This is a genomic window from Streptomyces sp. NBC_00690 (assembly GCF_036226685.1).
GTDB lineage: Bacteria > Actinomycetota > Actinomycetes > Streptomycetales > Streptomycetaceae > Streptomyces.
The window spans coordinates 6,923,591-6,944,082 of the sequence record NZ_CP109009.1 but is presented as its reverse complement, the minus strand read 5'-3'; the positions used below and the strand labels follow the sequence as shown (position 1 = coordinate 6,944,082).

The 20,492-nt window shown below is 69.1% G+C and carries 20 protein-coding genes; 9 read left to right on the top strand and 11 right to left on the bottom strand.

Features of this window, described 5'->3' with window-relative positions:
* The first annotated feature begins 54 nt into the window (after positions 1 to 54).
* Entirely contained in the window at positions 55 to 855 is an 801-nt protein-coding gene (locus tag OID54_RS30265) for an IclR family transcriptional regulator (RefSeq protein WP_329024684.1), read from the top strand.
* Positions 856 to 885: 30 nt separating this feature from the next.
* Here OID54_RS30265 and OID54_RS30260 read toward each other — a convergent pair whose 3' ends face one another.
* Both OID54_RS30260 and OID54_RS30255 read right to left on the bottom strand, forming a co-directional pair.
* Positions 886 to 1,578 (bottom strand): alpha/beta hydrolase, encoded by a 693-nt coding sequence (locus tag OID54_RS30260; protein ID WP_329024682.1) that lies wholly within the window; start codon positions 1,576 to 1,578, stop codon positions 886 to 888.
* A 139-nt stretch (positions 1,579 to 1,717) separates the two neighbouring features.
* On the bottom strand, positions 1,718 to 2,002 hold the full coding sequence (locus tag OID54_RS30255) for a DUF5955 family protein (RefSeq protein ID WP_329024680.1): 285 nt from the start codon (positions 2,000 to 2,002) through the stop codon (positions 1,718 to 1,720).
* Between the two features lie 269 nt (positions 2,003 to 2,271).
* On the opposite strand from OID54_RS30255, the gene OID54_RS30250 reads away from it, so the two are divergent.
* The 5 genes from OID54_RS30250 (at position 2,272) to OID54_RS30230 (ending at position 7,562) form a co-directional block, all read left to right on the top strand.
* Positions 2,272 to 2,877 carry a nucleotidyltransferase family protein gene (locus tag OID54_RS30250; protein ID WP_329024678.1) on the top strand — a complete coding sequence of 202 codons (606 nt, stop codon included), beginning with the start codon at positions 2,272 to 2,274 and terminating at the stop codon, positions 2,875 to 2,877.
* 203 nt (positions 2,878 to 3,080) lie between these two features.
* Positions 3,081 to 4,706 carry a malate synthase A gene (aceB, locus tag OID54_RS30245; protein WP_329024677.1) on the top strand — a complete coding sequence of 542 codons (1,626 nt, stop codon included), beginning with the start codon at positions 3,081 to 3,083 and terminating at the stop codon, positions 4,704 to 4,706.
* A gap of 44 nt (positions 4,707 to 4,750) precedes the next feature.
* Complete coding sequence (locus OID54_RS30240) at positions 4,751 to 5,974, top strand: FAD-dependent monooxygenase (RefSeq protein WP_329024675.1); 1,224 nt, start codon at positions 4,751 to 4,753, stop codon at positions 5,972 to 5,974.
* Between the two features lie 548 nt (positions 5,975 to 6,522).
* On the top strand, positions 6,523 to 7,386 hold the full coding sequence (locus OID54_RS30235; RefSeq protein WP_329024673.1) for a helix-turn-helix domain-containing protein: 864 nt from the start codon (positions 6,523 to 6,525) through the stop codon (positions 7,384 to 7,386).
* Complete coding sequence (locus OID54_RS30230) at positions 7,383 to 7,562, top strand: DUF397 domain-containing protein (RefSeq protein ID WP_329024671.1); 180 nt, start codon at positions 7,383 to 7,385, stop codon at positions 7,560 to 7,562. Before OID54_RS30235 ends, OID54_RS30230 begins: the two co-directional genes overlap by 4 nt.
* A 213-nt stretch (positions 7,563 to 7,775) precedes the next feature.
* Here OID54_RS30230 and OID54_RS30225 read toward each other — a convergent pair whose 3' ends face one another.
* Positions 7,776 to 8,726 (bottom strand): fibronectin type III domain-containing protein, encoded by a 951-nt coding sequence (locus OID54_RS30225; protein WP_329024669.1) that lies wholly within the window; start codon positions 8,724 to 8,726, stop codon positions 7,776 to 7,778.
* A 227-nt stretch (positions 8,727 to 8,953) separates the two neighbouring features.
* Entirely contained in the window at positions 8,954 to 10,492 is a 1,539-nt protein-coding gene (locus OID54_RS30220) for a YfcC family protein (RefSeq protein WP_329024667.1), read from the bottom strand.
* 395 nt (positions 10,493 to 10,887) lie between these two features.
* On the opposite strand from OID54_RS30220, the gene OID54_RS30215 reads away from it, so the two are divergent.
* Positions 10,888 to 11,490 (top strand): TIGR03086 family metal-binding protein, encoded by a 603-nt coding sequence (locus OID54_RS30215; protein WP_329024664.1) that lies wholly within the window; start codon positions 10,888 to 10,890, stop codon positions 11,488 to 11,490.
* Between the two features lie 294 nt (positions 11,491 to 11,784).
* Here OID54_RS30215 and OID54_RS30210 read toward each other — a convergent pair whose 3' ends face one another.
* The 7 genes from OID54_RS30210 to OID54_RS30180 all read right to left on the bottom strand — a co-directional run bounded on the left by OID54_RS30210 (position 11,785) and on the right by OID54_RS30180 (position 18,462).
* Positions 11,785 to 13,920 (bottom strand): HEAT repeat domain-containing protein, encoded by a 2,136-nt coding sequence (locus OID54_RS30210; RefSeq protein ID WP_329024662.1) that lies wholly within the window; start codon positions 13,918 to 13,920, stop codon positions 11,785 to 11,787.
* A 123-nt stretch (positions 13,921 to 14,043) separates the two neighbouring features.
* Positions 14,044 to 15,420 (bottom strand): 8-oxoguanine deaminase, encoded by a 1,377-nt coding sequence (locus OID54_RS30205; RefSeq protein WP_329024660.1) that lies wholly within the window; start codon positions 15,418 to 15,420, stop codon positions 14,044 to 14,046.
* 150 nt (positions 15,421 to 15,570) lie between these two features.
* The gene (pucL, locus tag OID54_RS30200) at positions 15,571 to 16,479 is read right to left on the bottom strand and encodes a factor-independent urate hydroxylase (RefSeq protein ID WP_329024658.1); all 909 of its coding nucleotides are present in this window, start codon (positions 16,477 to 16,479) and stop codon (positions 15,571 to 15,573) included.
* 5 nt (positions 16,480 to 16,484) lie between these two features.
* On the bottom strand, positions 16,485 to 16,892 hold the full coding sequence (gene uraH / locus OID54_RS30195; protein ID WP_329024656.1) for a hydroxyisourate hydrolase: 408 nt from the start codon (positions 16,890 to 16,892) through the stop codon (positions 16,485 to 16,487).
* 116 nt (positions 16,893 to 17,008) lie between these two features.
* Entirely contained in the window at positions 17,009 to 17,542 is a 534-nt protein-coding gene (uraD, locus tag OID54_RS30190; protein WP_329024654.1) for a 2-oxo-4-hydroxy-4-carboxy-5-ureidoimidazoline decarboxylase, read from the bottom strand.
* Between the two features lie 258 nt (positions 17,543 to 17,800).
* The gene (locus tag OID54_RS30185; RefSeq protein WP_329024652.1) at positions 17,801 to 18,214 is read right to left on the bottom strand and encodes a helix-turn-helix domain-containing protein; all 414 of its coding nucleotides are present in this window, start codon (positions 18,212 to 18,214) and stop codon (positions 17,801 to 17,803) included.
* The gene (locus tag OID54_RS30180) at positions 18,211 to 18,462 is read right to left on the bottom strand and encodes a thiamine-binding protein (RefSeq protein WP_329024650.1); all 252 of its coding nucleotides are present in this window, start codon (positions 18,460 to 18,462) and stop codon (positions 18,211 to 18,213) included. The genes OID54_RS30185 and OID54_RS30180 overlap by 4 nt, the downstream gene beginning before the upstream one ends.
* 575 nt (positions 18,463 to 19,037) lie before the next feature.
* On the opposite strand from OID54_RS30180, the gene OID54_RS30175 reads away from it, so the two are divergent.
* On the top strand, positions 19,038 to 19,811 hold the full coding sequence (locus tag OID54_RS30175) for a hypothetical protein (protein ID WP_329024648.1): 774 nt from the start codon (positions 19,038 to 19,040) through the stop codon (positions 19,809 to 19,811).
* Between the two features lie 151 nt (positions 19,812 to 19,962).
* Complete coding sequence (locus OID54_RS30170; RefSeq protein ID WP_329024646.1) at positions 19,963 to 20,469, top strand: GNAT family N-acetyltransferase; 507 nt, start codon at positions 19,963 to 19,965, stop codon at positions 20,467 to 20,469.
* Positions 20,470 to 20,492: the final 23 nt, after the last annotated feature.

The following is a 20,492-nucleotide window of genomic DNA, read 5'->3' as shown; positions in this document are numbered from 1 at the left end:
GGAGCAGCCCGGTAGGCTGCTCACTTGCCCGTCTGCCCGAAAGGACCGCCACCCGTGCCGACGTCCAGCGCCAGCACCAACGACGCCGTCAAGACCGCGAGCAGCGGGGGCGTCCAGTCCCTGGAGCGCGCTTTCGATCTGCTCGAAAGAATGGCCGACGCAGGGGGCGAGGTCGGGTTGAGTGAGCTCTCCGCCAGCAGCGGTCTGCCGCTGCCCACCATTCACCGCCTGATGCGCACCCTGGTGGCCTGTGGCTACGTACGTCAACAGCCCAACCGCCGCTACGCCCTCGGCCCCCGTCTGATCCGCCTCGGCGAGTCGGCGGCGCGGCTGCTCGGCACCTGGGCGCGCCCCCATCTGGCCCGACTGGTCGAGGAAACCGGCGAGACCGCCAATATGGCGCTCCTCGACGGCGATGAGATCGTCTACGTGGCGCAGGTGCCGTCCAAGCACTCGATGCGCATGTTCACCGAGGTGGGCCGTCGGGTGCTGCCGCACTCCACCGGCGTCGGCAAGGCCCTGTTGGCCCACACACCCCCCGACGAGGTGCGGGCGCTGCTCGCCCGGACGGGCATGCCCGCGGCGACGGAGAAGACGATCACGACGCCCGAGGGCTTTCTCGCCGCCCTGGAGCGGGTGCGGAGCGAGGGGTACGCCATGGACGACAACGAGCAGGAGATCGGCGTGCGTTGCCTGGCCGTCTCAATCCCCAACTCCCCCACGGCGGCGGCGATCTCCATCTCCGGTCCCGCGGGACGGGTGACCGAGGCTGCGACCGAGCGGATCGTGCCCGTGCTCCAGCAGGTGGCCGAGGACCTGTCCACGGCCCTGGCCACCTCCGGAACCACCGGCTGAAACACCCCGCGCCCGGGCGGACGCGCGGGCTCAGGCGGACCCGTTCGCCGCCTCGTCGATCAGATCGGCGATCGCCTTGGGCTGCGATGCGAGGGATGCATGACTGGCGTCGAGCTCGATGATCTTGCGTGGTGACATCCGTTCGGCCATCCGCCGCTCGTTGTCCGGGTGGATCATCCGATCCTGCGTCGAGACCTGATACCAACTGGGCTTCTTCCGCCACGCCGGATCGGTCACGTTGTCCCCGAAGGTCGAGGCCAGCGGCGCCTTCTGGGTCACGGCCATCACCAGCGCCTCATCGTCGTCCAGGTCCTGCCCGAAGCTCCAGTGGAACTTGTCCTGCTTGACCCAGAGGTAGCCGTCCGAATCCGGGGCGAGGTTCTCGAACGCGGCCGGCGGCAGCTCCTGGCTGATCTGTCCGGGGCTCTCCCCCGCATCGGGTGCGAACGCCGCGATGTAGACCAGTCCGACGACATTGGGCAGGTCCCCCGCCTCGGTGATGACCGCACCGCCGTAGGAGTGGCCCACGAGGAGCACCGGACCGTCCACCTGTTTGATCATCTTGCGGGTGCGCTCGGCATCGTCGGCCAGCGAGGTGAGCGGATTCTCCACCGCGCGTAGCGAACCGTAGCCGCGGTTGCGCAGCTCGACGACGGCCTTCCCCCAGTGGGCGGCTCCGCCCCAGAACCCGTGCACGAGAACGACGGTCGGCTTGTCGGCCATATCGGTTTCCCTAGTGTTGTGGGGAGTCGCTTTTGACACGATTCCTCCACGCTAGAGCGACGGGTGGCTCCCCGCCATCGGGCCAGGGTGAACCACCGTGACACCCCGCCTGATCACGGCACCCCGCTGAATCACTGCACTACCGTGGCACCCCGCCGAAGAGGTCCACCGCCGAGCGCACCTCCATCAGGGCCGGACCGAGCGCGCTGACCGAGCCGATCGCCCCCGCGATCAGCAAGAGGGAGCGCCGCATCCGGGCGACGTCGGGGCGATGCTCGGCGACCATCGCCGCCAGTACCGCCAACTCGTCCTCCGCGATGTCCCGATCCGAGAACTGCGCCGGATGGCCGGCAAGCTCTCGGCGCAACCGCGACACGGCCACGCCCAGCGCGGAGACCCTCGGGTCCTCTTCACGTACCGCCATCTGTGACTGCTCCACACCCCGCAACACAGCACTCCCCCCTCATACCCTCCGGGACCGATCCGACAACGGTAAGTCCGCGGTCAACCACCCAGAGTTGCGGGCAAGTTAACGCCATGCCGTGCCATGCGCGCCACCCAGGGCGGCGAATTGGTAAATCCGGCTGCAACTACCCCATGACATGGCGCGAAAGGGTCACAACGGCACCCCGAACCTGCCAGCACGCTCCGTCTGGGGGCGTGGCGGCGGCCGGAATGCGATATGCAGTCGCCATGACACCTCCAGGGGAGCCCCCAGTCATCGCCGGACTCCTGTTGGCCGCGGGGGGCGGGCGGCGGCTGGGCGGACGCCCCAAGGCGCTGCTGCGCCATCGCGGTCGCCCACTGGTCGACCACGCGGTGGCGGCACTGCGCGACGGGGGGTGCGGACCGATCTATGTGGTGCTGGGCGCGGCGGCGACCCAGGTGCGCGCCGAAGGGGCACTCGACGGCTGCACGGCGGTCGACAACGAATACTGGGAGCAGGGCATGGGCTCATCCCTACGGGCCGGCCTCGCATCCGTGGCCCTCGCGGGCGCCGATGCCGCTCTGGTGCACCTGGTGGACCAGCCCGGCATCGGCGGCGCGGCCGTGGCGCGGGTGCGGTCCGCTTACGGCTCGCACGACACCCTGGCCGCAGCGGCGTACGACGGTCGGCGTGGGCACCCGGTACTGCTGGGCGCCGCCCACTGGCCCCCCGCATCGGCGGCGGCCGTGGGGGATCAGGGCGCGCGCGGCTATCTGTCCGCCCTTTCAGCCATCCTGACGCTGGTGGAGTGCGGCGATATCGCAACCCCCGATGACATCGACACGGAGGCGGATCTGTTCCGGCTGGAATGAACTCGGGAGCGCACCAGCACACACAGGGGGCACGCCCCGACGAACGCGGACCGAACGAGCTGCATCCCGCCCGTCGAGGGACGAGAAAGAATCTTGTACTTCCACGATGAGGAAACTACTATCCAGAAATTGCCCGTAGATCTGGATTCTCCCGAGCCAGTCGCCCATGCTCGGGGCCACCTCGCCGAAGGAAGTGACAGCCGATGTCCACACCAGCGACATCCCCGCTGGCCGTCGTCGACGCCGGGCCGGTGCCGCGTCAGGACGAGGTGCTGACCGAGGAGGCCCTCGCCTTCATCGCCGAACTGCACCGCCGCTTCACGCCCCGCCGTGACGAACTGCTCGCACTGCGGGCGCAGCGGCGCGCGGAGACCGCCCGCACCGGGACGCTGGACTTCCTCCCCGAGACGGCGGCGATCCGCGCCGACCGCACCTGGCGGGTGGCCACCGCGCCGCCGGCACTCGAAGACCGGCGGGTAGAGATCACCGGCCCCACCGACCGCAAGATGACCATCAACGCCCTCAACTCCGGAGCCCGCGTCTGGCTCGCGGACTTCGAGGACGCCTCCTCCCCCACCTGGGAGAACGTCATCGGCGGACAGATGAACCTGATGGACGCCTATCGGCGCCGCATCGACTTCACCGATGAACGCAGCGGAAAGAGCTACGCCCTACGGCCGGCCGCGGAGTTGGCCACCGTGGTGATGCGCCCGCGCGGCTGGCACCTGCCGGAGCGCCACCTCCAGGACACCGAAGGCCGCCGGGTGCCCGGTGCCCTCGTCGACTTCGGGCTCTACTTCTTCCACAACGCCCGGCGGCTACTGGACCTCGGCAAGGGGCCCTACTTCTATCTACCCAAGACCGAATCGCACCTCGAAGCTCGGCTTTGGAACGATGTCTTCGTCTTCGCCCAGGACCACTGCGGCATCCCGCAGGGCACCATCCGGGCCACGGTACTGATCGAGACCATCACCGCCGCCTTCGAGATGGAGGAGATCCTCTACGAGTTGCGCGACCACGCCTCCGGGCTGAACGCCGGCCGCTGGGACTATCTCTTCTCCATCGTGAAGAACTTCCGCGACGGCGGTGCGCGGTTCGTCCTGCCCGATCGCAACGCGGTCACGATGACGGCCCCCTTTATGCGTGCGTACACCGAACTGCTCGTCGCCACCTGCCACCGGCGCGGCGCACACGCCATCGGCGGCATGGCCGCCTTCATCCCCTCCCGGCGCGATCCCGAGGTCAATCGGATCGCCCTGGAGAAGGTCACCGCGGACAAGGACCGCGAGGCCGGTGACGGCTTCGACGGTTCCTGGGTCGCTCACCCCGATCTCGTGCCCGTCGCGATGGCCTCCTTCGACGCCGTGCTCGGTGACCGCCCGCACCAGAAGGACCGGTTGCGCAATGAGGTCTCGGTGACGGCCGCCGAACTGCTCGCCGTCGACTCCCTGGAGGCCGCGCCCACGTTCGACGGGCTGCGCAATGCGGTCCAGGTCGGCATCCGGTACATCGAGGCGTGGTTGCGGGGTCTGGGCGCGGTGGCGATCTTCGATCTGATGGAGGACGCGGCCACCGCCGAGATCTCCCGCTCCCAGATCTGGCAGTGGATCAACGCCGGAGTCGTCTTCGACAACGGCGAGACGGCGACCGCGGAGCTGACGCGCGAGGTCGCGGCAGCCGAACTGCTCAGTCTGCGCACGGAGTTGGGTGACGAAGCCTTCCGGGCAGGACGGTGGCAACAAGCCCACGACCTGCTGCTCCATGTCGCCCTCGACGAGAGCTACGCCGACTTCCTCACCCTGCCCGCGTACGAGCAACTGAGCGGCTGAGTCACACCGCCCGCAGGGCCGGACGCGCTGCCATGATGTGCGGCATGAGCGGATCGAACGCACTCAGGGGATTACGCGCCGCCGTGGTCGGCGGCAGTATCGGAGGGTGCGCGGCGACCCTGGCCCTGCACCGGGCCGGCTGCCGGGACACCACGGTGTACGAACGCACCACGGGTGCCCTCGCCGACCGCGGAGTCGGAGTGGCCGTGCACACGGCGCGCTACGCGGAACTGGAAGCGGCCGGCTATCTCGACGCCTCGATGCCGTGCGTCCAACTGGCCGAGCGCCACTGGTACGTGCGCGATGAGCGCGCCCCCCTCGGCAGGATGCTGGGGAGCAACGCCTTCCCCTTCCGTACCTACAACTGGGGCCCGCTCTGGCGCGAACTGCGGGCGCGGGTCCCGGAGGGGGTGCACTTCCGCAGCGGAACGCCCGTGCTCTCCGTCGCCGAGTCGGGCGCCGGGGCGGCCGTTCACACCGAGGACGGGAGCGAACCGTACGACGTGGTGATCGGCGCCGACGGATATCGATCGGTCGTCCGTGCGACTGTCTGCCCCGCAGTGGAGCCACGGTACGCCGGATACCTCGCCTGGCGCGGGGCGTACCCGGAGAGCCGGCTTCCCGACTCCGAATCCTGGCCGGAGCACTCGTGCGCCTACGTCGTCTTCAGCGGGGGCCACGTCGTCATCTACCGCATTCCAGGGGCAGACGGAGATGTACGCGTCAACTGGGTCCTCTACACCTCGGCGCCCGTCGGCCCGGGCATCCGCCGCGACGATCCCTCCTCGGTTCCGCCCCGAGCTCTGGATGGGTCGGCACGGACCCTGTTGTACGAACTCGTGAAGACCCGCCTGCCACCGTTCTGGGCGACCCTGATCACCCTCACCCGCGCCGAGGAACTCTTCGTCCAGCCGATGTACGACTTCATGGCGACGCCGGGGGTGCGCGGCGGCCTGGCTCTGCTGGGGGACGCGGCGACCGTCGCCCGTCCGCACACCGGCGCGGGCGCGGTGAAGGCGCTCCAGGACGCCAGCCTGCTGGAGACGGCCCTCCGAGGCGCCGATGGGGATCTGTCCGGCGCTCTGGGTCGGTACGACGCCGCACGGTCAGCGGCGGGGAGCAGCATGGTGGGGCTGGGCAGGCAGTTGGGGCGGGCACTGGTCGAGGCCACCCCGGAGTGGGGCGCGCTGAGCAGTAGCGAACTCGACGCGTGGTGGCACCGGGCGGATGCGGCCGGGGTGTTCGGGGGACGCCAGCTCAAGAAGTAGGGCGGCCGGGGCGCTCCGAGGGCTGCCCGGGCCATGGCCCACCGCCGCCACCGCGACCGCCACCAGCGCATCGGGACGAGTAGAGCACCCACGGCCGCAGGAGTGGACGCATTCATCCGGAGGCGGCCCGCCGTCACTCGCCGTCCACAAGTCCACCCATGTGCGCAGAACCAGAGAAGCGGGCACTTTCCTGCCCCTGTGACGGGTATGAGGTATCGAACGGCTCAATCACCCCCACGGACTTGGAAAGCGCGACGGCACCGCGCTCCCCGGGACACCGGACGGATCGGGCGGTGATCAGGCATTCCGGGGTCGGCAGGGTCGGCTGCTCGTGCGTCTGCACGAGCAGCCGCCAGACCCCGGGGTGCTGCTATATGTACGGGACGCCCCCGGTAGGGGGAATTGCTCGCTTCATACGGAAAACCCCCTTGGTGCGTGCGTACCTTGGCCCCGAGGGACGCCCCGGCAGACACGGGCCGTACCCGTCGGGAACGCCGTTGTGAGCGACGCGGAGCGGGACCGGCTCCGGGGCGGGAGGTTCGGGGGTCATGAACGATCAGCAGCCGGAGCGCGATTCCGAGTGCGAGCCGGGAGCCGGAATCCTGTGTGTCTTTGGACAACAACTGAAATTGCTCCGGGTACGGGAAGGGCTTGAGCGACCGGAATTGGGAAGGCTGACCGGATACTCGGCATCCACCATCGCCTCCTTCGAGCAGGGCCGGCGCATTCCGCCCGGGAAGTTCATCGACCGGGCCGATGAAGTGCTCAATGCGGGTGGGGTCCTCAAAGCCAGCAAGGACGAAGTCGCCCGGGCCCAGTATCCGGCGTTCTTCCGGGACGCTGCTCGACTTGAGGCACAAGCGGCCGATCTCCATGTGTACGCCACCCATGCGGTCCCCGGTCTGCTCCAGACGGAGGACTACGCCCGGGCGGTGTTCGCCATGTGGCGCCCGCTCCTGGGTGAGGAGGTCATGGAGCAGCGGATCTCGGCCCGCCTCGCCCGGCAGGAACTCTTCTCCCGCCTCCCGTTGCCCATGCTCAGTTTTGTGATCGAGGAGACGGTCCTGCGTAGACCCCTGGGCGGGGTGGAGGTGCTGCGCGGCCAGTTGGAACAGATCCTGCGCCGCGGCCGTGAGCGCCATGTCGAGATCCAGGTCATGCCGACGGACCGGGAAGAACACGCCGGATTGGGTGGTCCCTTCAATCTGATCGGGGCAAGGGAAGGAAACCGAGTGGCCTACGTCGAGGCGTATCCCGACAGCCGAATCCACTCGGAGCGCAAGGCGGTCCGGGAGTTCGAGGAGCAATACGGACTGCTGCGAGCCCAGGCGCTCAGCCCGGGCGAATCTCTGGCCTTTCTGGAGAAGTTGCTGGGAGAGAGATGGATGTCCAAGCGACTGTGTGCACCGTGACCCGTCCTATCTGGTTCAAGAGCAGTCACAGCAGTGGGAGCGGTGGGGAGTGCGTGGAGGTGGCGGCCTGCCCCGGAACGGTTCGGGTACGGGACTCCAAGGACGCCGCGGGCCCGGTCCTCTCCCTCTCCCTCAAGGGGTGGGCGGCCTTCGTGATGTTCGCCGCCCGGTACTGAGGAACCGACGAACGGCGCAGCGGCGCAGCGGACCGTTCGGGCACGGGCATCGCTCCACCACGACCAATGGGCCGGCACCGCCGCGTACGACCCACCGTTCGGCCGGCGTCCGGCGCGTCGTACGGAAATGCGGGGGCAGGGTGCCCGCCCTTCGAGGGCGGAACGACGGTCGTCGAACACCCCGCCGGCACGCCTACGGGTTGACGGCCCGGATCAGCGCACGATCACCGTCCGTTGCGCGGAGAAGTCACCCCACTTGCCGTCGGGAAGCTTGGCCCGCAGTTTGATGCTGAGACGGGTGCCGGGCGGGTCCGGGACGACCATCTCATGGGTCACGGTCTTGCCTTCCGGTATGACGCCCCAGACGATCGTCGTCGCCAACTTGCCGTTGATGTGGAGTTCGTGCGTCTCGATCGGCCCGTCCGCCTTGGGTGGCATCCAGCTCAGATCGACGACGCCCTTGCGGACGGTGAACTTCAGATCGGTGGGTGCCGTGTTGGCGCCCTTGCCGGGTGCCGCCGCAGTGGTGAGATCGACGGGGTTGCTGTCGGGCGAGGAGTTCTCCCCGGCGTCGCGTGCCCGCACGGTGAAGGAGTAGACGGTACCCGGCCGCAATCCGGGCACCAGGGCCTTGGTCTCGGTACCCGGCACGCTGTGGATGCGGGAGTCCTCCTGGTAGATGTCGTAGGAGGTCACCTTGGTGTTGTCGCTGGCTGCCTGCCAGTCCAACCGGACCTGGGTCTTGCCGTCGAGTGCGCCCGTGAGCTTGCGGGGACTGGTGGGGGGCTGCTTGTCCTCGGGTGTCGGCTCGGGGGTGGTGACGGCTATGGCAGGGCTCGGCTTGGAGAGGTTGCCCGCCGCGTCGCGGGCGCGGACGGTGAAGCTGTAGGCGGTCTTGGGGGTAAGGCGGTTGATGTCCACCATGTTCTTGGCAGCGGGTAGCTCTTTGACCCGCTTCTCGCCCTCGAACACCTCATAACCGGTGACGGCCTTGTCATCGGAGGAGTTCTCCCACATGACGTGGACGGACGTGGCGCTGCTCGCCTGCGCGGTCACCCCGGAGGGTGTGGTGGGGGCCTTGGAGTCCTTGTCCTCGCCGGCGCAGGCGGTGAGGACGAGTGCCGCCGCGCAGACCAACGCGGGCAGTGTGGGGGGACGTTGCACGGTCTAACCTCCGCAAGGAGACGAATGGTCCAGACCTATAGTGCATGGTGAGAGGCCGTTTTCAAGCCCGATTGACGTTCAACGGGGAATGCACCCGCACAGTCTGAGGGCCTTGCAGGGCATCGGTCCGGCTATGTCCGTTGGCTCGATGACCGCCCTCCGGTGGGATCGCTTCCGCTTCGTTGAGACCGCGTCGCGTCGTTGAAGCACGGGCAACCCGCCGTCGATCAGGTCAGCGCCGCGCCGGCCACCAGGAACCCGCAAATCAGTACGGCCAGGATGGCGAGCAGCGGCCAGACGAAGCGAAGGTAGCGGTCGTAGCCGACTTTGGCGAGGGCAACGCCACCGATGGTGACGGCGGTCGTGGGCACCCAGAGGTTCATCCAACCGCTCGCGGACTGCCAGGCCGTCACCACCACGGCACGGGAGACCCCGGCGAAATCAGCCAGCGGGGCAAGGATCGGCATGGCGAGGGTGGCATGGCCCGAGGTGGACGGGATCAGGAACGCCAGGGGCAGGTTCACCACGAATACGATCACGGCGAAGGCGCCGGACGACGTTCCCCGTACGACGCCCTCGATGGAATGCAGCACGGTGTCGGTGACCATCGAGTTGTTCATGATCACGGTGACTCCGCGGGCCAGCACGATGACCAGGGCCGGGGAGATGAAGTCGGCCGCGCCCTGGGTGATCGTGGCGCTGAGCCGCTGCTCCCCCATCCGGGCGACCAGCCCGACGAGCACCGAGGCGACCAGGAACATCGCCGCGAGTTCCGGAAAGGACCAACCGAGCTCGAAACCGTACGGAGTGGCCTGCGCATCCCCGGTGAGTGCGCTCGCCCAGGGGACGACGGAGAAGATCATGAAGGTGAAGACCAGGGTGACGACCACCAGGACGGTCTTGTGGAGTGCGGTGAGGTCCGGCGGTTCGGACGTCTCGGCCCTCGCCCGCTCGCGGTCGCCGGGCAGGAATCCGGAGAGCGATCTGCTCGGGTCCCTGCGCACCCGGCGCGCATAGCGGATGACGTACGCAATGGTCACGGCGGTCAGCACCAGCCACATCGCGGCGCGCAAGGCGATGCCGTCACCTAGGGAGATGTCCGCCGCCGAGGAGGCGACCCCCGTCGCGAACGGGTTCACGGTGGAGCAGAGCACTCCGACACCGGCGCCGAGGATGATCGTTCCCGTGGCGGTCATCCGGTCGTATCCCAGCGCCAGCATCAGGGGGACGATCAGCCCGTAGAAGCCGAGGGTCTCCTCCGCGAAGCCCTCGACGGTTCCGAGCAGGGAGAAGACGAGCATGACCGCGGCGATCAGCAGCGCCCCGCGGTCCCGCAGCCGATGGGCCAGCCGTGCGATGCCCCGGTCCAGGGCTCCGGTCGCGAAAACGACGGTGATGAAGGCGCCGATGGCCAGAACGAAGAGGAACACTCCGGCGCTGCCGTACAGTTCGCCGGCGAGATCGGGGCCGACGACGCCGGTCGACTGGTCCTGGATGCCGTAGAGGCCGTTGACGGGTGCGAGGAACAGGTCGTTGAGACGGTCGACGAAGCTCTGTCCACTGTCGACGCGGTGGTAGGTGCCCTCGATGGGCGCGCCGTCGTCCGTGCGGTCATAGGTACCGGGCGGAATGACGAAGGCCAGTGCCCAGACCGCGATGGTGACCACAGCGAGGACGGTGAGAGCGCTCGGGAAGGCGAACCGCCGCTTCGGTTCGGGTCCATCGGGTGGCTCTGCGGCAGATTCCCGGACTTCGGAAGTACTCATTGCAACACTCGGCCGGGGCCGTGCGTCAACGGTCGGAACTGGACGACGGAGACACCGCGAACTGTGAGAACTGCGGGTACTGCCGGAACTGTGCGAATTACAAGAACTTCGCGACCCGGCAAGGCAGCGCGGACAGCGAACCCAGTGCGGGCGGCGAACCCAGTGCGGGCGGCGCAGACATCAGAGCCATCGGTTCCGGCTTCCGGACTCATCGCTCGGGGCCCCGTCTCTGTCCCGGCCCCGCGGCTGGTCGATGGAGTGCGGGTACCGGGATTCAATGGATCACAGGGGCAGCCGCGTCGCACGTCGGCTTAGGCCGTGTCTGAAAGTAATCGGTCGATCGGTCGATCGGCAGCCGGGCGATGAGTTCGAGCGGTGCGAACAGTCTTCTCTGCATGACGACGAATCCGGCGAACCCTCTGCACGATCTCCACCCCGCGGCCGACGCGGTCGCCCGGCTGGCGGAAGGCGTCGCGGACGCACGTCTCGACGATCCGACCCCTTGTCCGGACTACGCCGTGAAGGAACTGTTGGGACATCTGATCGGCCTTGCGGGCGCGTTCCGTGACGCCGCCCGCAAGGAGCTGGGGGCCACGACGGACACCGACCCCCAGTCGGCGCTGCCCCTCTTGCCGGACGATTGGCGGACCGCGCTGCCGCACAGGCTCGACGAGCTGTCCCGGGCCTGGTCGAAGCCGTCGGCCTGGGAGGGGCAGACCCGTGCCGGAGGCATCGATCTGCCTGCGGCCATCGCAGGTCAGGTCGCCCTCAACGAACTGGTCGTGCACGGCTGGGACCTGGCTCGGGCCACCGGTCAGCCCTATGCGCCGGACGAGGCGAGCCTGCGCGTGTCGTACGCGCTGCTGGAGCCCACCGACGGAGATGGTGGCCGGGACACGATCTTCGGCCCGGCGGTCAACGTGCCCGAAGACGCGCCACTGCTGGATCAGGTGGTGGGGCGCAGCGGTCGGCGCCCCGACTGGCATCCCGAGGTGTGACCGCACGGCCGGGGTGTCGTGGGGCGCACCGCGACCGTAGCTGCCTCTTCGATGAAGAGGAGTCATTCTCCCGCCCGGTCCGGCACGGGGCAGACCGGGCGGGTTCCCCCGTGGGTGGCGGCACTGGCCGACCCATCACCTAGCTGATGGGTCGGCCACAACCAGCGGTACGGGCAGGGCTCTCGACCGCCGGGGGCCCTGCGTGCCCTGTCACAGGGGCGGTCCCGATCACGGATACGGATACGGATACGGGGCAGGTCATCGCTTCCCCTTCAGGGGGCCGCGGTCATGAGGTCATCCGGGGAGCAGTGCTCGGGCGGAGGTCCGCAGCCTCTCGTCGGCGGCGACGATCTCCGTCCGACGGCTGGAGCCCGCCACCCTGAGATCGCCGTCGGCCAGGGCCGTAAGCCGGGTGATCACTGCCGGAGCAAGGGCCCCTGGCCCCAGCGCTCGAAGGGCTTCCAGGGCGCCTATCGGGTCCGCGTCGAGCTCGGCGGAGGTCACCAGAAGATCGGCGGCCCGGTCCTCATCGAGCGGGTGGCCCACCGCCCGGAGCGCCAGCACCGCCCCGGGGACCTGCACCGGGTCGCTCAGCAGCGCTTCAAGGGCGGGGATGAGCGGCTTGGCGGCCGGTCCGATCTCGGCTGCGGCCCGCGCCGCAATCGTCCGTGTCCTGCCGCTCCACATTCTCTCCGCGGCCTCCGCCAGCACCGCTCCGACCACGTGGACGGGCTGGTCGCCGTCGTCCGTGAGCCGCCAGAGCGCCAAGGCGATCTGTAGGTCCGTCTCCAACTCGAAGTCTGTTCGCCCGACACCAGCGGAGGTCAGGGCGGACCGCAGCTCCGCGACGAGCTCACGGCCCGCCGCCCCCAACCGTCCGGCGGTCTCGACCAGATGTGGGGCGGGGCTGCCCTCGCTCAGGGCCGCTTGCAGGGCGACCACCAAGGGGCCCGTCTCCCCCGTCAGCCGCCAGAGGGCCTCCGCCGCCGCACAGCGGGCCTCCACCTCACCGGCCCCGGCCGCTCGACGCAGCAGTTCGGCGACTGCCGAGGTGCGGTTCGGCGGGCAGATCGCCACGAGCGCGGCCGGCACCGATGCGGGGAACGCGTCCAGGGCCCGGGTCAGTTCCGGTAGGGCTGCGGCGGCCCGTGTCCCCCAGCCCGCCAGCAGTTCGAGCAGGTCCACGGGTCCGCGGCTCGGTGCCTCGTCCGCCGTCGCCAGATGGGACAGGCTGATGCGGATCGCGTTCAACAGCTCGGGCGCATAGGGCAGACGCAGTCCGGGTCGGCGCCCTCGGGCCCCCGTCACCGAGGCGAGGGTGATCGTGCGGTTCTCCAGGTCCCGAGCGAGCAGCAGGGCGGCCTGCTCCGGGGCGATCCTGGCAAGCACCGCCAGCGCCCGGTCCCCGAGGTCGCCGTCCGTCGCAGCGAGCTCCGCCAGTGCGGGCGCGGCGGGCGTGGCATGGCTGCCGAGCTGGTCCAGGATCGGCAGCAGGGACGCGACACGGTGGAACGAGGGGTCGCCCAGCAGTGGCACCAGTGCGGGGGCGAGCCGTCCCGGGGCGCTGCGCGAGATCGTGCAGGCGTGCTCCGCGGCCCACAGCGCCTCGTCCCTCGCCGCGGGCTCCGTCAGTCGGAGCGCGGCTTCGACCAGGGCGAACGCCGCGGCACGGTCATCGTCGGTGTCACGCCGCAGCAGAACGTCGACCACCTGGCGCAGGGGCTCGGTCCGTTCCTGGTCGCAGCGGTCCGCGATATGCGGTGCCGCCGGAAGCAGGGACACCAGAACGTTCTGGTGCGTGGTGGAGAACGGCATCCCGGCGTCGACGGCCGCCATGACGGCGGTGACCCGCAGCACCGCTGGTTCCGCCGCGGCCAGGGCCGACAGCAGCTCTGGACGGGTGCCCTCCGGCTCCAGCTGCGCCAGGGCCGCCAGGGTCTCCGCGCGGACGCCCGGATGCCGCTCGTCCGGGTCGGCCCACAGACGGCGCAGCGCCGACGCCGCCGACACACAGCCGGTGCGGCCGACTGCCCAGGCCGCCGTCCGGCGCACATGGACGTCGTCGGATGCCAGCAGGTCCAGGATCAACGGGAGTTGCTCCACCACGGCCGCCCGGCAGGCACCCGGCAGGGGCGCGGCGAACTCGTCCTCGCTCTCGGCTATTCCGCCGAGGAGCAGCAGCATTTCCACGGTGCGCACGTCCGCCGCGGCGAGACGCGCCAGATAGGGCACGGCCGCCGCTGTCGCCCCGTACACCGTGCCCTGGTGCAGGATGCTGGCCCCCAACTCCCCCCATGCCTCGGTTGACTGCTCCTCGTCGCCGGTGAGTGCGCGCAGCAGGTCCGGTAGGTCGTCCGCCTGCCCGTAGGCATGGTCCAGATCGGCCCAGGGCACGCCGTCCAGATCTGCGAAAACCCGTTCAAGATCCATGCCTTGAGGATGGCACGGGGGTCTGACAGTGCGGCCCGTGGCGGATCGTCCGGCCGGACGGCCGTGCGAACCGCCCGGGACGGGCTGCACCCGCCCACCTCGGTCCACCTGGCCCACCTCGGATCAACGAGGTCCTGCGATGCTCATCAGGCGTTGCGCCTCGGTACGGGTGGTGCGCGCGATCTCCTCCTCGTCCACCGTGATCAGCCGGTTGTCCTCGACGACCGGCTTCCCGTTGACGAGCGACAGCGTCACGGGAGCTGCGGCACCGAGGACCAGCGCGGTCACCGGATCGGCGATCGAGGCATGGGCGAGCGTGTCCATCTTCCACAGCACCAGGTCGGCGAGCTTCCCCACCTCCAGGGAGCCGATCTGCTCCGCGCGCCCGAGGACACGGGCGCCGCCGTGCGTGCCCAGCCGCAGCGCTTGACGGGCCGTCAGTGCCGCCTCGCCGCGGCGGCCGAGGCGATTGATCAACAGGGCGTTGCGCAGTTCGGTGTGGAGCTCGCCCGATTCATTGGACGCGGTCCCGTCCACGCCCAGCCCCACGGCGATACCAGCCGCCAGCATGTCGGGCACCCGCGCTATCCCCGCGGCCAGTCGGGCGTTGGAGGAGGGGCAGTGGGCCACTCCGGTGCCGGTACGTGCGAAGGCCGCAATATCCGCATCGGCCATGTGCACACAGTGCGCCATCCAGACATCGGGCCCCAGCCAGCCGGTGGACTCGAAGTAGTCCGTGGGCCCCATCCCGAAGAGTTCCTTGCAGAAGCGCTCCTCCTCCACCGTTTCCGAGCCGTGGGTGTGCAGACGAACGCCCTTACTCCGGGCGAGGCGTGCGCCTTCGCGCAGGAGGTCGGTGGAGACGGAGAAGGGAGAGCAGGGGGCGACGGCGATCTGCGTCATGGCGTCGCTCGCGTCGTCGTGGTGGAGGTCGATGGTCTCTTCGGTTGCCGCGAGTGCGGCGTCGAGCGTCTCCACGGCGAAGTCCGGGGGCAGTCCGCCGGCCGATGCCCCGCGGTCCATCGAACCCCTGGCCAGGGTGAACCTGACGCCCGTCTCCCGGGCGGCGTCGATGATCGCACCGGAGAGGTCGCCGCTGCCGCGTGGATAGATGTAGTGGTGGTCCATCGCGGTGGTGACCCCGCCCCGCGCCATCATGGCGAGCGAGCCCCGTGCGGCGGCCCGCACCATCTGTTCGTCGATCCGCGCCCAGGTCGGGTAGAGGGCGACCAACCAGTCGAAGAGGTTGTGGTCGGTGGCCAGACCACGGGTGATCCACTGGTAGAAGTGGTGGTGGGTGTTGACGAGGCCCGGGGTCGCGAGATGGCCCGTGGCGTCGATGCGGCGGACGACATCGCGCAGTCCTGCCGGCGCGGCTCCCGTGCCGATCGCCTCGATACGGTTCCCCGCGACCACGATGTGCCCCTTCGGGTACTCGGTGTCGACCGGATCCACCGTGGCGATGGCACAGTTCTCGATGACGATGCGGAAAGCCGCCATACGGCCTTGTCCTCTCTGCTGTGGTTCTCGCCGTTCTATACCTGAAGAACCCACCCTGACCGGTGCACACGACGCTGTCGGGGCAGGATCAGGGGTTGATCAACTGTTTGAACCTCCGCCGTTGGCCCCGGGTATGCGGAGGGCAGCCCGTCACCCGGCCGGCAGATCGACCGGAATCGCCGCGACGGCCCCGTTCCTGAGGACCGTGGCCTCGATGAGCCCGTAGGGGCGGTCCGCCGCGAAGTAGACCTCATGGTCATTGCTGAGGCCGAAGGGTTCCAAGTCAACCAGGAAATGGTGCTTGTTCGGCAGCGAGAACCGGATCTCCTCTATGCCCGGGCTTTCTTCGATGACCGAGGCGCCCATGGCGTACAGCGTCTGCTGGAGCGAATAGGAGTAGGTCGTACAGAACGCCCGGAGGATGCTCCTCTTGACCTGTTGATAGGAGTCGTCCCACGACGGCACGGGCTGTTCATCGGATTCCCAGGAATGGCGCCACCGGGCGGACACTTCGGTGGCAAGCATACGGTCGTACGCCTCTTGGAGGGTCGTGTACTCGTCCTTGGCGTAGCCCCAGAACTCGGAGTCCGTCGAATTCATCACCGTCAGGTCCTGGAGGCCGGAAATGACCTGCCAGCGCTCGCCGTCGTAGGTGATCTGGCAGACCCTGGTCTCACAGCCGCGGCGGACGAAGGAGTGACCGCCTGTCGCATCGTCGCCGATGTCCGAAGCCCCGATGCGCTCCCAGCCGAACTCCTCGATACGGATGCGTGCGCGGTGTATGGGCGGTTGAGAGTTCACGAAGTGCCGGGCAAGACGTATGCCGAACTGTTCGGCGGATTCGATTCCATGTTCCTTGGCGAAGGCGTACACCGTGTTCTTCGCGGTGTCCGTGGGGAGCACATGGGTGTTGGCACCGAAGTGGTGCACGTCCGCCATGTCGCCGGAGAGGGCTATGGAGACGTTGAGGTCCTTCAGATGGTGAACGGCACCTTCCCTCACCACGCGAACGACTCGGACCTCCGCCTTTCCGTACTGGTTCTGGCCGAGAACGGGCATCGGTGCTAGCTCCCTCGGTAAACGGAATAGGAGAAGGGACTGAGGAGCAGGGGTACGTGGTGGTGCTCCCCGGCGTTGACGGCGAACGCCACCGTCACTTCCGGGAAGAACACGGCTTCTCTCCGGTCGGTGCCGGAAAGGGCTGTGTCTTTCGGGGCGGGTTCACCCGCGTAGTACTCCTCGGTCCGGAATTCCAGGCGGACGTGCGTCGTGCCCGCCGGTGGAACGGGAAGGTCCTGACAGCGGCCGTCCCCATCGGTCGTGGACCCGCCCAACACCTGCCAAGCGCCGTTCGCCGACGATCGGACCGCCAGCACCACGGGTACGCCCTGTGCGGGACGTCCGATGGCGGTGTCCAGGATGTGTGTGGACACCGAGGCAGTGGACACCAAGGCAGTGGATTCGCTCCTCATCGCCCCTCATTCCCTACGCGATTCGGGTCTCTGGCCGGGCGTCGCGAGCACCACCGTCGTGCGTCGCCGACCAGGCTGGAAACTGAGCTGGTGGGGCTGCCGTCCGGGCGACAGCTCTAGGCCGTGAGCCGAAGGAACCGAAGCCGGTTGATCCTGCCCAACTCGGCTCGTACGACGTCGTGTTCTTGTTCTCGATCGTTCGCCAGCCGGGCGCGGAGGGCGTCTCTCAGCTGTTCGCCGCTCAGCCCGGTGGCACAGATCAGGAAGACATGACCGAACCGCTTCTGATAGGCGAGATTGAGTTCTACCATCTCGGCTCTGAGGTCGTCGCTCGCCTCGCCCATGCCCCGTTGCTCCCGCGCGGACACCGGATCTGCCGGCGTGGGTCGGCCGATGGGCGGGTGTCCGGCCAAGGCGTCGGACAGGTCCTCGACGGTCAGACTCGCGGTGATCGTGTCATTGGCGCTCAGCAGGGCTTCGGCATCCGGGTAGGGGCGCCCGGCGATGATCCCGCTTGCCCAGCGGGGGCTTGCACACACCTCGCGCAGGAGGTCGAGCGCCTCGGGTGTCGCCAGGGTGTTCAGCCGGGTGAGTCCCGGCGGCTGCGTTGATGCCGCTCTCTCCGGAGGGCGCAGTGGGCTCGATGGCACGAGGTCTCCCTGGACGTCGTTCGCAGGAGCATGGAACCGGCGTGCGCACAGCTAACGCCCCCGACCGACGGGCGTCAACAGTTTGTTGAAATTGGCGAGGATGGCCGTACGGCGACGGAGGGTGGGCGAGGACCCGTCGTCGCGATCCCGCCCATCCTGCGACCATGCGAAACGCCTGATAGGCCGCCCGATGCCAGCGATGACCGCAATGTCACCGCAGCACTCCTGCCGGGCGCGGACCTCAGGAGCGGGTTCCGATCAGTCGCCTCGCGGCGCGGCCTCCCCCGCCCCCCGCGCCTTGGCCCGCTGCTCATTGGCGTGGTTGACGTAGTTGTAGATGGTGAAGCGACTGACGCCCAACGCACTCGCCACCGTCTCCACGCCATGCCGCACGGAGAAGGCGCCCCGCGTCTCCAAGGTCCGCACCACGTCCTGCTTGGTCTTGCGGTCCAACTCGGACAACGGCCGTCCGTGGTGACGCTCCAGAGCCGCGAGGATGCGGTCGAGCGATTCGGACAACCCCGGCAGCCGTACGGCGATGACGTCCTCACCCTCCCAAGCGAGGAGCACATCGTCGGCAGCGGCCCGCGCGGGGACGATGAGCTCGGCGCCCAGGGCATCAACGAGTGGTCGTACCGCGGCCAGCAGGGGATGCTCGGCCGGCCCGGTCATTCGCCCGCCTCCCGTACGACGTTGAGCTGAACGGAGACCCGGGTGGCCCCCGCTGCCAAGGTGCGGCGCAGTACGTCGTCGAGCACGGCCAGGACCGCATCCGATGCGCCTTCCACCGTGTTGCCGAACGGCCCGACCTCCACCACATCCAAGGGAGCGGTTTCTATGACCGCACGGGCGACCGATGCATGAGCGGGTGGCTCGTCCAAGTCGAAGGGTTCGGTGGTGAATTCGACCCTCAGTCGCACTGTGCCCCCATTGCATCCATGCCGACCACTCGTTCTCCCCCGGCGACTCCAACGGGAGGGCTCCGCGGGGCCGCTCCCACCGGACAGCGCTCCGGGACGTCCCTGCCCGACCCACCACGCCCCGGTGGCAGGCCACAGATGGAGGGCGGTCGACACCGTCACGGCGACGATGCACCCGGGGGTGTTCGCGTATGACCATAACGGAATCGTCCCGGCGAGCAGCGGACCCGCGAGAGCGCATCACCCGGTCCGGACCGGCACGGAGCACGGCGTGTCCGCCCGATCGCCGATTCCGGCGCAACCGTCCCCCGCTTCCTCACGTTGGACACCTCGAAGCAGGGCCGTTGTCCGGGAAGGGCCTCCGGTCTGCCACGGCGTCAACGCCCCCGCGATCTCCACCATCATTCCGGCATACGGGAGAAAAGACTCGCCATTCGGACGGCAACGTAAGAATGTGGTTGCTTCCGAGTCAAGGGATGGCCGAGACCCTCCCCAAACCCCCCTCTACTGGTGGACGATGGACGAGCACATTGCAGGGCAACTGCCGGGATGAGCCAGGATCTGGGGGCAACTCGATGGCCGAATCACTGCGGGTGCGCTGTCCGTCGTGCCTGCGGGACCACCAGTTCGCGGCACCGGTCTACCCGTGCGTCTGCGGGGCCTCCCTCTCCCCACCCCTGTTGCACGGCGCCGCGCCCGAGAGGTTCCTCCGTCGCACCTGGGCCGAGGACTGGGTACAGGTCCGCTGTGAGCAGTGCGGACGGCTCGACCACTGGCCGCAGCCGGAACTGGGCTGCCCCTGCGGAACGCTGTTACGCATCCCCGTGAGGTCCGCGGAGGACGCAGTCGACACGGACTCGTCCGGGGCGCCCCAGAGCGCTCCCCAGCCCTCGCATATACCGCTTCCGAGGACCGCGAACTCACCCCGGCCCGCCTTCCGTCCGATCGCCATCCGCACGGCGCGCGACGCCGTGACCATGGCGGAGCTCTATCTCAAGTGGCTGGGCTTCCGCGAGGTGGTCCAGCAGGACATCCACCTCCCTGAGGCCCGGCCCGAACCCCCCGTCGACACCCCCCTCGCGCCGGCCATAGACCTCCGTGGCCCGGGTCTCACGGCACAGGTCAATCCGTCCACCCAGCCGGCCGCACCGCGCGATGTGGAGTGCCTCTGGTTGACCGGACTGACCGCGGCGGCGGAGACCACCGTCTACTTCTCCCTCGCCGGCTACGCGGGCGACGCGCGCACGCGCGCCGACGACCTCGGGGTCGCCCTCTTCAGCATGGACCTCACCGGTAGCCCCCAGCCGGTCAACACCCAGGCGGCCGAGTTGGTCTCCACCGGGGTCTGACACCGGAAGGGCCATGGAAGGGCCATGGGTGCATGGCCGAGCGCAGGCAGTGCGGGTGGGCGCGTACGGTACGGCCTCGGGCACGCCCGGCCGTGGGGCCCGGGCCCCACCCGCAGACCGCGCCGCCCCCGCGCTCAGCGATACTTCCCCCATGCGCATCCGCCCCGCCACGGCCGCTGAGCTCCCCCGGCTCCAGGACATCGAGAGGGCGGCGGGAGAGCCGTTCCGCGCCCTCGGGATGACGGAGATCGCGGACGACGATCCCCCGAGCCTTGAGGTGCTGGAGCGCCACCGACGGGCCGGGGGCGCCTGGGTCACGGTCGAGGGCGAGGGCCCACCCCTGGCGTACCTCCTGGACGAGGTGGTGGACGGCGCGGCCCACATCGAGCAGGTGTCGGTCCATCCGAGCGCCGCACGGCAAGGGCTCGGCCGGCTGCTGATCGAGGCACTGGCCGAACGGTCCGCCGCCGCCGGACTGACCGCGCTGACCCTGACGACCTTCGCCGAGGTCCCCTGGAACGCCCCGTACTACGCGCGGTTGGGCTTTCGCCCGCTCCAGGAGGCGGAACTCAGCGAGGGACTCCGGCGGATCAGGCGTCAGGAGAGGGAACTAGGGCTCGACCGCTGGCCAAGGGTCTGCATGCGCCGGGCCATCTGAATCACCTCGCCCAGAGAGAAGGC

Excerpts from the sequence above, each read along its gene's own strand:
- OID54_RS30260 (WP_329024682.1), bottom strand. The coding sequence starts at position 1,578 with ATGGCCGACAAGCCGACCGTCGTTCTCGTGCACGGGTTCTGGGGCGGA.
- OID54_RS30255 (WP_329024680.1), bottom strand. The coding sequence starts at position 2,002 with ATGGCGGTACGTGAAGAGGACCCGAGGGTCTCCGCGCTGGGCGTGGCC.
- OID54_RS30250 (WP_329024678.1), top strand. The coding sequence starts at position 2,272 with ATGACACCTCCAGGGGAGCCCCCAGTCATCGCCGGACTCCTGTTGGCC.
- aceB (WP_329024677.1), top strand. The coding sequence starts at position 3,081 with ATGTCCACACCAGCGACATCCCCGCTGGCCGTCGTCGACGCCGGGCCG.
- OID54_RS30240 (WP_329024675.1), top strand. The coding sequence starts at position 4,751 with ATGAGCGGATCGAACGCACTCAGGGGATTACGCGCCGCCGTGGTCGGC.
- OID54_RS30235 (WP_329024673.1), top strand. The coding sequence starts at position 6,523 with ATGAACGATCAGCAGCCGGAGCGCGATTCCGAGTGCGAGCCGGGAGCC.
- OID54_RS30220 (WP_329024667.1), bottom strand. The coding sequence starts at position 10,492 with ATGAGTACTTCCGAAGTCCGGGAATCTGCCGCAGAGCCACCCGATGGA.
- OID54_RS30215 (WP_329024664.1), top strand. The coding sequence starts at position 10,888 with ATGACGACGAATCCGGCGAACCCTCTGCACGATCTCCACCCCGCGGCC.
- OID54_RS30210 (WP_329024662.1), bottom strand. The coding sequence starts at position 13,920 with ATGGATCTTGAACGGGTTTTCGCAGATCTGGACGGCGTGCCCTGGGCC.
- OID54_RS30205 (WP_329024660.1), bottom strand. The coding sequence starts at position 15,420 with ATGGCGGCTTTCCGCATCGTCATCGAGAACTGTGCCATCGCCACGGTG.
- pucL (WP_329024658.1), bottom strand. The coding sequence starts at position 16,479 with ATGCCCGTTCTCGGCCAGAACCAGTACGGAAAGGCGGAGGTCCGAGTC.
- uraH (WP_329024656.1), bottom strand. The coding sequence starts at position 16,892 with ATGAGGAGCGAATCCACTGCCTTGGTGTCCACTGCCTCGGTGTCCACA.
- OID54_RS30185 (WP_329024652.1), bottom strand. The coding sequence starts at position 18,214 with ATGACCGGGCCGGCCGAGCATCCCCTGCTGGCCGCGGTACGACCACTC.
- OID54_RS30175 (WP_329024648.1), top strand. The coding sequence starts at position 19,038 with ATGGCCGAATCACTGCGGGTGCGCTGTCCGTCGTGCCTGCGGGACCAC.
- OID54_RS30170 (WP_329024646.1), top strand. The coding sequence starts at position 19,963 with ATGCGCATCCGCCCCGCCACGGCCGCTGAGCTCCCCCGGCTCCAGGAC.